Origin of the sequence: Rhizobium changzhiense (assembly GCF_013087625.1) — a bacterium.
Taxonomy (GTDB): domain Bacteria; phylum Pseudomonadota; class Alphaproteobacteria; order Rhizobiales; family Rhizobiaceae; genus Rhizobium; species Rhizobium sophorae.
Map to the genome: position 1 here is coordinate 141,482 of NZ_JABFCQ010000001.1, position 12,621 is coordinate 154,102.

A 12,621-nucleotide genomic window follows, 5' to 3' on the forward strand; every position below is an offset into this window, starting at 1 on the left:
GCTCGGGGCATGATGATCCCATCCTTTCTCTCGATCGACCGCGCCAACCGTCATGTCTCGCTGGACAGCCGCAACCCGGCCTTCTACGGCAGCCCGAATGCCGTCTATGCCGCACTTCACGCCCATTGCCCGACCTTCTACTGGAGTGAGCAGAAGCAGTGGTTCTTCACGGGTTACGACCATGTGAACAGCCTGCTGCGCGACCGCCGTTTCGGCCGGCAGATCCTGCATATCGCCAGCCGCGAAGAGCTCGGCCTTGCCGAGCCGATGCCGCATCTTGCCAGTTTCGATCTCTCGGAACGTTATTCCCTGCTCGAACTGGAACCGCCAGAGCACACGCGGCTGCGCACCCTCGTCAACCGCGCCTTCGTCTCCCGCCATGTCGAAAAGATGAAACCGGAGCTTGCCGAACTCGCCAACCGGCTGATCGACGACTTTGCGGAGAAGCGAGAGGTCGAGCTTCTCTGCGCCTTTGCCGACATCATCCCGGTTACGATGATCGCCCGCATGATCGGCATTCCCGAGGAGATGGGGCCGCAGCTGCTTGAGTGGTCGCATGCCTATGTCCGCATGTACATGTTCGGCCGCACGCGCGAGCAGGAGGAAGAGGCCGAACGGGCGGCGAAGGAATTTTCCGACTACGTCAAGACGGTGATCGCCGAACGCCGTGCGACCCCACGCGACGACCTGCTCACCCACATGATCCATACCGAACACAAGGGCCAGTATCTGACCGAAGAGGAGCTGGTTTCTACGACGATCGTGCTGCTCAATGCCGGGCATGAGGCGACCGTGCATCAGATCGGCAACTCCGTGCGCACTATTCTCGACAGCGGCTGCGATCCGGCAGAACTCTTCCGGGACGAAGCGACGACAGAGCGCACTGTCGAGGAAACCCTGCGTATCTGCGCGCCGGTCCACATTTTCCAGCGCTGGGCTCTGGAGCCCGTCGAAATCGACGGCATCTCCTTCAAGCGCGGCGACAAGGTCAGCCTCATCCTTGCTGCCGCCAATCTCGACCCGGCGAAATTCACCGATCCCCTGACCTTCAAGCCCGACCGCAACGAGGCGGCAAATCTCTCCTTCGGCGCCGGCATCCACTTCTGCATCGGCGCACCGCTGGCGCGGCTGGAGCTCAACGTCGTGCTGCCGATCCTGTTCGAGCGGCTTGCCGGCCTGAAGCTGGCAAAGACACCTGTGGTCAAGGACGTCTACCATTTTCACGGGCTGGACCGGCTGGATCTGCAATGGTGATCCACCCCTAAAGCGCGTTGCGCTTCAGCTTTTATGTCAACGCGTGTCGTTATAGCAAAACCGCTGCACAGTTTTGCGCGACATGCTTTGGCGGATCAACCGTAACGGCCGGTGATGTAGTCTTCCGTGCGCTTGACCTTCGGCGACTGGAAAATCTCAGCGGTCGGGCCGTATTCCACCAGTTCGCCCAGATACATGAAGGCGGTGTTGTCGGAGATGCGGCTTGCCTGCTGCATGTTGTGGGTGACGATGACGATGGTGAAATCCGTATTCAGCTGGGCGACCAGCTCTTCCACCTTCGCAGTCGAGATCGGATCGAGGGCGGAGGTCGGCTCGTCGAGGAGAAGCACCTCGGGGCGAAGCGCTACGGCACGTGCGATACAGAGGCGCTGCTGCTGGCCGCCGGAAAGGCCGAGGCCGCTGCCCTTCAGCTTGTCCTTGACCTCTTCCCAAAGCGCTGCCGAGCGTAGCGCCTGCTCGACGCGGACGTCCATCTCGGCCTTGGAGAGGCGCTCGTGGTGGCGGATACCGTAGGCGATATTGTCGTAGATCGACATCGGGAACGGCACCGGCTTCTGGAAGACCATGCCGACCCGGGCGCGCAGTTCGTTCATCGAATAGCCGGGGTCAAGGATATTCTGACCGTCGAGCGTGACGGAGCCGGTGGCACGCATCTTCGGGTAGAGCATGTAGATGCGGTTCAGGATACGCAGCAGCGTGGACTTGCCGCAGCCGGACGGGCCGATCAGGGCCGAGACCTGGCGTTCCGGAAAGCTCAGGGTGACATCGCGGATCGCGTGGGCATCGCCGTAGTAGAAGTTGACGCCGGTCAGCGCCATCTTGTCGACTGTTATGACCGGGTGGGCCGGGCGAGGTTCGAAGGCTTTGTTCTCAAGCATCATTTCGCATTCCTGCGGGTGAGGATGGCGCGGGAGCCCACGCTGAGGAGAAGCACGATCGCCGTCATGACGAAGGCGCCTGCCCAGGCAAGATTCTGCCATTGCTCATAGGGGCTCATAGCGAACTGGAAGATGACGACGGGAATATTCGCCATCGGCTGCGACATGTCCAAGCTCCAATATTGGTTGTTCAGAGCCGTAAAAAGGAGTGGCGCGGTTTCGCCCGAAATGCGGGCGATCGCAAGGAGGATACCGGTCAGGATGCCTGTGGAAGCGGCGCGGTAGAGTACGTTGACCGTTACCTTCCAGCGCGGGATGCCGAGCGAAAGTGCTGCCTCACGCATGACATCCGGAACCAGCCGCAACATCTCATCGGTGGTGCGCACCACGACCGGCAGGAAGATGAAGGCGAGCGCGATTCCGCCGGCAAAGCCGGAGAAGCGTGACGTCGGGCGGACGACCAGTTCATAGACAAACAAGCCGATGATGATCGACGGCGCCGAAAGCAGGATATCGTTGACGAAGCGGATTGCCTCGCCAATCTTCTTGCCGCGGCTGAACTCCGACAGGAAGGTGCCGGCCAGCACGCCAATCGGCGTGGCGATGATAACAGCCAGAACGACCATCAGCAGGCTGCCCATGAAGGCGTTGGCGAGACCGCCGCCATCTTCACCGGGCGGCGGCGTCATTTCCGTGACGAGACTAGGGCTGAGCGCAGACAGGCCGTGTATCAGCGTCGTCCAGAGGATCCAAACCAGAAAGACCAGGCCGACCACGGTCGCGATGCCACAGAGCGACAGTGCGATCATGCTGCCGATCTGGCGGCGGCGGTAAATGGAACCCGAATGGGTGGCCATGACTACTCTCCCCTCTGTCTTGCCATGCGCACCAGCATGAGCTTGGCGGCCGCCAGAACGATGAAGGTGACAACGAAGAGGATGAGACCGAGCGCCGAGAGCGACGACCTGTAGAGATCATCCGAAGCTTCGGCAAACTCGTTGGCGAGCGTCGCAGCGATCGACGTGCCGGGCTCCATCAGCGACGCCGCGATGTTATGGGTGTTGCCGAGTACGAAGGTGACCGCCATGGTCTCTCCGAGCGCGCGGCCGAGACCAAGGAAGATGCCGCCGACGACAGCGGTGCGGGTGTGCGGAATGACGATGTCGCGCACCACTTCCCACTGGGTCGAACCAAGCGCATAGGCCGATTCCTTCAGCTGTGCCGGGACGACCAGGAAGACGTCGCGCATGACCGAGGAGACGAAGGGGATGATCATGATCGCCAGCACGATGCCTGATGTCAGCATGCCGATGCCGAGCGGGGCGCCGGTGAACAATGCGCCGATTATCGGGATGGGGCCTAGCCAGTCGATCAGCACCGGCTGAACGTAATCCGACATGAAGGGAGCAAACGTGAAGAGACCCCACATGCCGTAGATGATCGAGGGGATACCGGCGAGAAGCTCGATGGCGCCGCCGATCGGACCGCGAATGGAGCGCGGCGCAACTTCGGTAATGAAAACGGCGATACCGAGGCTCACGGGAACGCCGATGATCATGGCGAGCGCCGAGGTGACCAGCGTGCCGTAAATCGGCACAAGGCCCGAGAACCGCTGGGCAACCGGATCCCATTCCATGCCGGTCAGGAAGCCAAAGCCGAAGGTCCGGAACGCGAGAAACCCGTCCCAGACCATGGAGAACGCCGCTGCGAACAGTGCGACCAGAACAAACAGGCCGCAGCCCAAAACTATCCAATAAAAAATACGATCGCCTGCCGCGCCGTCGCGGCGCTTGGCGCCCGCGGTTGTAGCGGGCAGCGATGCCATTGCTTCGCTCATATCCGTCCGCTCTGCTGCTTTGAGGATGTCAAAGGATTCGGGGCCGAAAGCCAAGCTTCCCGCCCCGGCCGCAGTTTCGCCAGGATCAGCCCTTGAATGAGGCTGTCCAGTAATCTTCGATCTGCTTCACCAGGGTCTCCGGAAGCGGAACGTAGTCGAGCGAGGAAGCTTCCTTCTGGCCGTTTTCGAGCGCCCATTTGAAGAAGGCGAAGGCAGCCTTGGAGCGCGCCGCATCCTTCGGCTCCTTGTACATGATCGCCCAGGTCGTGGCGGTCACCGGCCAGGCCTTTTCGCCCGGGGCGTTGGTCATGATCAGGTAGAAGTCCTGAGCCTTGGTCCATTCGGCGCTCGCAGCTGCAGCCGAAAAGCTTTCCGCGTTCGGCTTCGGATACTGACCGGCGGCGTTCTGGATCAGCACGTAAGGCAGCTTGTTCTGCAGGGCGTAGGCGTATTCGACGTAACCGATCGAATCCTTGACGCGGGTGACGTATGCGGCAACGCCTTCATTGCCCTTGCCGCCGATGCCGACCGGCCAGTTGACGGCCGTGCCTTCGCCGACCTTGCTCTTCCAGTCTTCGTTGACCTTGGAGAAGTAGTTGGTCCAGTTGAAGGAGGTGCCCGAACCGTCCGAACGATGGACGACGGCGATCTGGCTGTCGGGCAGCTTCAAGCCGGGGTTCAGATCGGCAATCGCCTTGTCGTTCCATTTCGTGACGTTGCCGAGGTAGATGTCGGCGAGAACCTTGCCGGTGAGCTTCAGTTCGCCCGACTTGATGCCCTTGACGTTGATGACGGGCACGATGCCGCCGACGACGAGCGGGAACTGGCCGAAGCCGCCAGTCGTCAGGTCTTCCGGCTTCATCGGGGCGTCGGACGCGCCGAAGTCAACCGTTGCAGCCTTGATCTGGGCGATGCCGCCGCCCGAACCGATCGACTGGTAGTTCAGCTTGTCGCCGGTCTGCTTGTTGTAATCCGCAGACCACTTGGACAGGACAGGATGGACGAAGGTGGAGCCGGCGCCGGTGATATCGGCGGCGGAGGCCGAAACCGCCAGCGCGGCGACCAAGCCCGCACCGAGGCAGGCCGAAAGAAGTTTCTTGGTGAGCATATGAGCGCTTCCCTAATGGATTTGAAAAACAACGAGGCCAGCGCCATGGAGGGGGTGTCCATTGTCGGGGCGCTGAAATTCTCGTCACATCAGGCGGGCTAGGCGCGTTTTATTACAGTTTGATGACGGTTTTTGACCGCCGAAACCGAATGCAGGGCCGCGCATCAAACGCTCGACTTACGGCCTTTCGATTGAATCGCGGATTTAACAAAGCCTTAGCAAAAACATTGGGATAGATTGACGCATGGCTGTGGTGGATTGCCGCAGCGATGCCTGCAAATGTCGTTTTCAGGGTTTCGAAATGCCGGGCTCGTGCCCGATACCGAATTCGTGCGATGGCCTTTACGAGATCATGCGACCGACTCTTCTCGCAGCCTGCTGGATATGTCGCATGCCGACATGGGTTTTCCGAGCATATACCCTTGAAGCTGGTCGCAGCCGGCGTCTCGCAAGATCGCCGCCTGACGGGTATTCTCAATACCTTCGGCGGTCACGGGAATCTGCAGAGCAGTCGCCAAGGAGATGGTTGCCCGAAGAATATCGGCGCCATTTGCGGTTACATCGAGAGCGGACACGAGCGAGCGGTCGATCTTCATGCGATCAAACCCAAATTGACGCAATGCACCGATGCTGGCGTAGCCGCAGCCAAAATCATCAAGAGCAAACTTTATGCCGACGCGCTTGAGCTGGTCTATCGAGCGACGGGCCTGATCCGGATTTGTCATCAGAACGCCTTCGGTGATTTCCAGTGTCAGGCGGTTTGGATCGAAATCCAGCTCCTGCAGGATCGCGATCACTTGGGCAGCAAATTCCGGATTGCAGAGCTGGATCGGCGAAACGTTCACCGACAAAGTCAGACCGGGCCAGCTCTTGGCATGCCCGATCGACGTTCTCAGCATATGGACGCCAAGGGCATCGATGAGGCCGCACCTTTCAGCAAGAGGGATGAATATTTCCGGGCTGACGTTTCCCGTTGCAGTTTTCCAGCGCGCCAATGCTTCAAGACCGGTGACAGCGCCGGTCGAAGCAGAGACGAGAGGCTGGAATACGGCTTCGATTGCGCCGCTGCCGATGGCGTTTTTCAAGAGACCTTCCAGCTCGGCGACCCGTATGCGTTCCCGGTCCAGTTCGGGGTCGTATTCAACCGCCTGACCTTTGCCATTTGCCTTGGCACGATAGAGGGCCATGTCGGCTCTGCGAAGAAGCTCCAAAGGCGATATGTCTCCATCGCGCGCCGCAGCTCCGATGCTTGCGCCAACTTCGATCGTTCGCCCGTCAATTTTGAAGGGCTCGGCAAACAGCGCCAGAATCGCCTCTTCCATTTCTTCGCGTGCGGTGGATCCGACGTGCACCAGCGCGAATTCGTCGCCTCCGAGCCGGGCCGCGGCCAGGACTTCGGGATGACTGATCATCAGCGCGTTCGAGACGATCCGGATCAAATCATCCCCAACCGCATGCCCCCAAGCATCGTTGACCGCCTTGAAGCCGTCGAGATCAACCAAGTAAAGCCGCGGTGACGAAGGATCCGGGCTCTCCAGATCCTCCAGTAGGCGGAGAAGCCCCTGTCTGTTCAACAAGCCACTCAAGCTGTCATGGCTCGCTTCGAAGCGAGCCGTTTGCGCCAGTTGGCGCAGGCGCCGCGCCTCGGATGCGCCAACCAACAGAACGCCGATCAAGAATAGCGAAAGGATGACGGTAGAAGCTGCAAGATAAGGATAGACCTGCTGAAACACGGCGCTTCCGGGCGCTTTGCTGGGCCAAACGAGATAGCCGATCACGGCTCCCTTCATGTCGGTGATCGGCGTGTTCAGAAATCCCGGCTTGGGCGTCGTCTCGAGGCTCAGCCCCTCGAGTTCATGTTCGTTGGAGAGCGTGTCGAGAACTTCCGACGTAAAAGCTTTGTAGAAGCTCAGCACGCTGAACTTCGGAACCTCGGCGGCGGCCTCGAACGGCTGGATCGCCTGCGAGGCGATCAAAGCTATACCGCTTTCGGTCTTAATGAAATTGACCACCGGCGCCTTGGCCGGAGCTGCAGCCGCATTGATCTGCTGATAAAAGGCTTCCCCGAAAAACGTGCCCGGCTGGAAGGACTTGCCTTTGGCATAGGCCGAGACGATCGAGGACCCGTCAGGGCCGGTCACGATCGCGCCGTCATAAAGCGCATAGTCCTCGCTGGTTTTTCCCCAATTCTCATAGGCCCAATCCGCAGCGCCTGGAGATGAGACAGCACTATAGGCATCGTCCCATATGGCGTTGTCCGTCGTTGTCCCGCTCAAGCGAGCCACAAAGGCTGCGACCGCCGCGCGGGCGGCGCGACTGGCCCTGGCATCGTCGATCTCGTTCGCTGACCGGGTCATCGTGACGACGACATGCGCCATAAGGCCGGTCAATACGAGGGCGACGACAAGGAAGCAGACGGTTGTCGTAATGATGGAAGACGTTTGAGTCCGAACGTGCCTGGCTGCAAGATTCGACGACATGCAAATTCCGCAAGATTAATTGCAAGGCCATGTCTGGGGGACGGCAGGAGACATCATGTCCGCAATGCGCTGCAGATAAGGTTTAGCATTTGCCGATGTAGGCCCGATTAATGGGTTTGGTTAAAAGCGTGCTATCCGGGAAAGAGGCGCCGCCATTCGCGGAAAGACGGGCCGTGATCGCCGCAAATCGGGACAGGCCCGCCATCGTTAGCGTCGGTCTGCTGGCCCGCTCAAACCTTGATCACATAGTCCTTGCGAGTCGTTTCAACGACTTCCCACGTTCCTTTGAAGCCGGGTCTGAGGATCATCCGGTCACCCGCCTTCAGATGAACCGGCTCACCGCCATCCTCCGTCACGATCGAATGGCCGGCCAGCAGGCTGAAATATTCCCATTCCTCGTAGACGATCCGCCACTTGCCGGGTGTCGCCTCCCAGATGCCGGAATAAAGGCCGCCTTCTCTCTCCTCCAGGTTCCACGTACGGAATTGCGGATCGCCGGAGATGATCCGGCCAGGCTCCGGGGCGCCGAACTCCGGTTCGACGCCGTCGATGCCGAAGGTGATGAAATTTGCCATCGTCGTCATGGACCTCTCTGATGTCAGTCTCCTTCGCGGCCAATGCCTGCGTGGGATTATTTGAAATCATTAGCGATTTTGTATCCCGTCGCATAGATCTTCGTGCTGGTGTTGCCGTGCTCCTCGTTTTCGCCGATAAAAATGCATGCTGGAGTATTTCTCGTGGAATCTCTGATGCAAACTCGTGGACCGCTGTTCGAGCCGCTTCAGTTGTCTTGCGGTTTGACGGTGAACAATCGAATTGCAAAATCCCGCGATGTCGGATTCGCTGGGCGACGGAACCGGCCATCCCACAGCTGCTCAAATGTCTTTATCAACGCTGGGCCGCAGGCGGGTTGGCCGTTTCCATAATCGGCGAGGTACAGCTTATGGAAATGTCCGGATATGACTACGTCACCATTGTCGACGTTCTGCCTTTGCGCAGGTCATCGATCAGCTCACGGTCATGCCGAGAGCGATCAACGGCGGCGATCTGTCTGGTCTTCGGCAAGCCAGTTCGGGAGGACACACCTCCCATACGCCTTTACGCGTGACAGCACAGTCTCGTTTCAGACTAACCGCGATCCATCGTTGAAAGGAGCGCCGTTGCCATTCGTTTAGCCTGACCGGCAGGCTCCGCTGAGCGAACCATTTGGGCTACCGCCGTTGCTCCTTCATGGAGAAGATTGATTTCATCCGCCACAAGCCGAGGGTCGCGGAATCGCACAGCATGAGCCAATTCTTCGAAGTAGGCGAGCGCCAAGCGCTTGTGCATCTCCGCGGCTCGGAACACGGGATCAGCGATGTCCTTGTGTTCCCCAGCCGCAGCCATAAATCCACAGCCTCTAAAATCCTTGTCCTTGAACCAGAGTTCCAGAAAGTCGAACGTCGACAGAATTCGTTCCATCGGATCGGTCGCACGCTTCTCGACAAACTCGCGCATCTTACGGCGATCCTCTTCGTCGCGCCGCTCGAGCGCCTTGAGGATCAGGTCCTCCTTTGTCTCGAAGTGTCGGTATAGGGTCGTTTTCGCTACGCCACTTTCCGCGATAATCAAGTCAATGCCGGTCGCATGGTAACCATGCTCGTTGAACAGGCGCAAAGATGTTTCGAGCAGATGGTCCCTGATCTCCGATCGCCGCATTATCCCTCACCAAAAAATACTGATCTGTAGTGATACTTAATCACTCTTCGGATGGTAAGCAATGGCTTGTTGGCTGGGAACAGAATACGGCTGCAGCGGATAGTTACGCGCAGGTCGCCGCGCTGCACCGTCAATCGGAAGCGACATGGATCGCGATTTCGTGATTTGAGAACAATACAGATCGGTAGTATTAATTCAACAGCGATACAGATCTGTATCGTTCTGGATTTGGGTCGTCGAATTGACCGCAAAGTCCAGACATCAATGGGAGAAGGAAATGACCCAACTTATCGATCATGTCGGCATCCAGCCGAAATCGAAACGCATCGCAGGCATCCTGCATCTAGCAGAGACCCATGGCCGCACGGCAACCACCGGTGGCCTTTATGTATCAATCATCGTGATCTATGCTTGGTTTGGCGGCATGAAATTCACAGCCTACGAGGCCCAAGGACTGGTCGATCTGGTCAGCAACAACCCTCTTGTAAGCTGGATGTACTCCATCTTGAGCGTGCGAGGCTTTTCGAGCTTCCTGGGAGTCCTCGAACTCAGCATCGGCGCACTTATAGCCGCAAGACTTGTCAGCCCGATTTATTCGCTTGTGGGAGGCGTCCTGTCGTCCGGACTGTTTGTCACCACCATCAGCTTCATGATTACGACCCCTGGCGTGATTGTTCCCGAACTCGGGTTCCCGGCCATCTCGGTCGCTCCTGGCCAGTTCCTGCTCAAAGACGTCGGCCTTCTGGCGCTATCACTCTGGATTGCAATGGATTCCCTTACCGCAATCCGCTTCACGAGATCCTAAATCCGGAAGCTCGGCACATCTGCCATTCGTGCGAACGCCCCGATCCAAGCCTGGATCGGGGCGTTCGCCATTCACTAAGTTCCAAACTCGTGTCATTGTGCCCGCGATCTTCTTCACTGAACGTACGGAGGATTGGTGCCGTGAACGGGTTGTCCCACGGCATTGGGGTGGCAGACTTCGAGACATGGGCCAGTTTCGGTTTGATTGGAGGGCTGGGCTTCGTCCTCGGCTTTGCGATGAACCACGGGTCAATCTGCACCTTCATCGCTACGACGGAATTGATTTCCCAACGCAGACCCGCGCGATTTCTCGCTCTGGCCGAATGCGCAGTGTGGGCCGCGATCGCCTATATCATCCTCGACAAGTTGCCGACCATGAATGGTGGATGGTCTCCTTTGATTCACATGGTCGGCGCAGCCATCCTTTTTGGTGTCGGCGTATATGTAAACGGTGCCTGCATTTTTGGATCGGTAGGGCACCTTGGTAACGGAGAGATGGATTTCGGTTTCACCTTCCTCGGGATTCTTGTGATCCTGTCCCTCGATTCTGTGTTCAATCTGCGCGGGGAGCCGATGCCAATCAGCGCTTCACCGCCGCTTGCGCTAGAAGCCTTGTTGGTGGTTTTGTTCGTGTTCCTACTCCTGAGACTCGGCGTCTCCATCAAATCGGAGACCAACTTCCGTCGGCTGACATTGGCAATGGGTACTATTGGCATAACTTCGGCCACCTTATCGGCGTTCGCCCCTCGCTTCTCAGTCACGACCTCGGTCGGATCGATGCTTTCGATCCCGGTGACGAGTTCACTCATCTTTGTCTGCATGTTTAGCGGCAGTCTCGTCTCGGCGAGAATTCGCCGGCATCAGTTTTCACTGAGCTGGCCGCCGACATGGAAGAGCGTGTCGCGAAGAACAATTGGAGGCTTGCTGATGGGCTTTGGGGCGCTCCTTATCCCTGGTGGAAATGACACTCTCCTGCTTGTCGGTCTCCCAATGGGAGCGTGGCAGGCCTTCGTCGCCTATCTTATCATGGTGGCAGCGCTTGCCGTGCTGATCGCTAGATTTGGTTCAACAGCGCGATCGTGGTCTTGAACCCTTCCCCAAAGTCCGAGCGCGCTCACGCTTGATCGTTACGACCGTATGGCTGCGCGATCGTCGCCTCGGCGCTGATTTTATGGCTGTATGCCGACAGACATCATCTGCGAAATTAAAAACTTTTGTTGCGAACGACATCAGATCTTCGAGAGCGCCTGTTCAAGATCGGCGATGATGTCCTTGACGTCTTCGATGCCGACGGAGAGGCGCACCACGTCAGGGCCTGCGCCGGCCGCGACCCTCTGCTCGTCGGTCAACTGCCGGTGCGTCGTCGAGGCCGGATGGATGACGAGCGAACGGGTGTCGCCGATATTGGCAAGATGGGAGAAGAGCTCCAGCCCCTCGACCAGCGTCTTGCCGGCCTCATAGCCGCCCTTGAGGCCGAAGGTGAAGACGGAGCCTGCGCCCTTCGGCGAATACCGCTGCTGCAGGGCGTAGTTCGGGTCGTCGTCGAGGCCGGAATAATTCACCCAGGCGATCTTGCTGTGCGCCTTCAGCCACCTCGCGACGGCGATCGCATTGTCGCTGTGGCGCTGCATCCTCAGCGGCAGCGTCTCGATGCCGGTCAGGATCAGGAAGGCGTTGAAGGGCGAGATCGCCGGCCCGAGGTCGCGCAGGCCGAGCACACGGGCGGCGATCGCAAAGGCGAAATTGCCGAAAGTCGCGTGCAGGACCATGCCGTTATATTCCGGCCGCGGGCTCGACAGCATCGGGTAATTGCCGGATTTCGACCAGTCGAAGGTGCCGCCGTCGACGATGAGGCCGCCCATGGAATTGCCGTGGCCGCCGAGAAACTTCGTCAGTGAATGCACGACGATGTCGGCGCCGTGTTCGATCGGGCGGATGAAATACGGTGTTGCCATCGTATTGTCGACGATCAGCGGCAGGCCGTTGCGATGCGCGACGTCGGCGATGGCGGCGATATCGACGAAAGTGCCGCCGGGATTGGCCAGGCTCTCGATGAAGATGCCGCGCGTCTTGTCGTCGATCTGGCTTTCGAAGCTTGCCGGATCGGCGGCATCGGCCCAGCGCACCTGCCAGCCGAAATTCTCGAAGGCATGGCCGAACTGGTTGATCGAGCCGCCGTAGAGCTGGCGGCCGGCGATGAAATTCTCGCCGGGGCGCATGATGTTGTGGAAGACGATCACCTGCGCCGCATGGCCGGAGGCGACGGCAAGGGCCGCCGTGCCGCCCTCGAGCGCTGCGACGCGCTCCTCGAGCACGGCCTGTGTCGGGTTCATGATGCGGGTGTAGATGTTGCCAAAGGCCTGCAAACCGAAGAGGGCGGCGGCATGATCGGAATCATTGAAGACGAAAGCGGTCGTCTGGTAGATCGGCGTGACCCGCGCTCCCGTCGCCGGGTCGGGCTGCGCACCGGCATGGATCGCCAACGTGTTGAATCCCGGATCGTTCTTGGCCATGTCGTCCTCCAGTTGTTGCTGACGGGCA

Annotated in this window: 11 protein-coding genes; 3 read left to right on the plus strand and 8 right to left on the minus strand. The window is 59.1% G+C overall.

The window, feature by feature from the left end; all coding sequences use genetic code 11:
• Positions 1 to 9 precede the first annotated feature (9 nt).
• On the plus strand, positions 10 to 1,254 hold the full coding sequence (locus tag G9X68_RS00720) for a cytochrome P450 (RefSeq protein ID WP_171600881.1): 1,245 nt from the start codon (positions 10 to 12) through the stop codon (positions 1,252 to 1,254).
• A gap of 95 nt (positions 1,255 to 1,349) precedes the next feature.
• Here G9X68_RS00720 and pstB read toward each other — a convergent pair whose 3' ends face one another.
• The 7 genes from pstB to G9X68_RS00755 form a co-directional block, all read right to left on the minus strand.
• Positions 1,350 to 2,156 carry a phosphate ABC transporter ATP-binding protein PstB gene (pstB, locus tag G9X68_RS00725; RefSeq protein ID WP_171600882.1) on the minus strand — a complete coding sequence of 269 codons (807 nt, stop codon included), beginning with the start codon at positions 2,154 to 2,156 and terminating at the stop codon, positions 1,350 to 1,352.
• Complete coding sequence (pstA, locus tag G9X68_RS00730; RefSeq protein ID WP_171600883.1) at positions 2,153 to 3,010, minus strand: phosphate ABC transporter permease PstA; 858 nt, start codon at positions 3,008 to 3,010, stop codon at positions 2,153 to 2,155. The genes pstB and pstA overlap by 4 nt, the downstream gene beginning before the upstream one ends.
• Before the next feature lie 2 nt (positions 3,011 to 3,012).
• Positions 3,013 to 3,990, minus strand: a complete 978-nt coding sequence (gene pstC / locus G9X68_RS00735) for a phosphate ABC transporter permease subunit PstC (protein ID WP_171600884.1) — start codon at positions 3,988 to 3,990, stop codon at positions 3,013 to 3,015.
• An 85-nt stretch (positions 3,991 to 4,075) separates the two neighbouring features.
• Entirely contained in the window at positions 4,076 to 5,098 is a 1,023-nt protein-coding gene (pstS, locus tag G9X68_RS00740) for a phosphate ABC transporter substrate-binding protein PstS (RefSeq protein WP_171600885.1), read from the minus strand.
• Positions 5,099 to 5,448: 350 nt separating this feature from the next.
• Positions 5,449 to 7,578: a bifunctional diguanylate cyclase/phosphodiesterase gene (locus G9X68_RS00745; protein ID WP_171600886.1), complete on the minus strand. Its 2,130-nt coding sequence runs from the start codon at positions 7,576 to 7,578 to the stop codon at positions 5,449 to 5,451.
• A gap of 230 nt (positions 7,579 to 7,808) precedes the next feature.
• On the minus strand, positions 7,809 to 8,153 hold the full coding sequence (locus tag G9X68_RS00750) for a cupin domain-containing protein (protein WP_425328637.1): 345 nt from the start codon (positions 8,151 to 8,153) through the stop codon (positions 7,809 to 7,811).
• A gap of 553 nt (positions 8,154 to 8,706) precedes the next feature.
• Complete coding sequence (locus tag G9X68_RS00755; RefSeq protein WP_171600888.1) at positions 8,707 to 9,276, minus strand: TetR/AcrR family transcriptional regulator; 570 nt, start codon at positions 9,274 to 9,276, stop codon at positions 8,707 to 8,709.
• A gap of 277 nt (positions 9,277 to 9,553) precedes the next feature.
• Between G9X68_RS00755 and G9X68_RS00760 the strand changes: the two genes are divergently transcribed.
• Positions 9,554 to 10,081: a YkgB family protein gene (locus G9X68_RS00760; protein ID WP_171600889.1), complete on the plus strand. Its 528-nt coding sequence runs from the start codon at positions 9,554 to 9,556 to the stop codon at positions 10,079 to 10,081.
• A gap of 140 nt (positions 10,082 to 10,221) precedes the next feature.
• A complete protein-coding gene (locus G9X68_RS00765) occupies positions 10,222 to 11,169 on the plus strand; it encodes a YeeE/YedE thiosulfate transporter family protein (RefSeq protein WP_342355308.1) in 948 nt (315 codons plus the stop codon).
• Positions 11,170 to 11,309: 140 nt separating this feature from the next.
• On the opposite strand, the gene G9X68_RS00770 is transcribed toward G9X68_RS00765, so the two are convergent.
• On the minus strand, positions 11,310 to 12,593 hold the full coding sequence (locus G9X68_RS00770; protein ID WP_171600890.1) for an O-acetylhomoserine aminocarboxypropyltransferase: 1,284 nt from the start codon (positions 12,591 to 12,593) through the stop codon (positions 11,310 to 11,312).
• Positions 12,594 to 12,621: the final 28 nt, after the last annotated feature.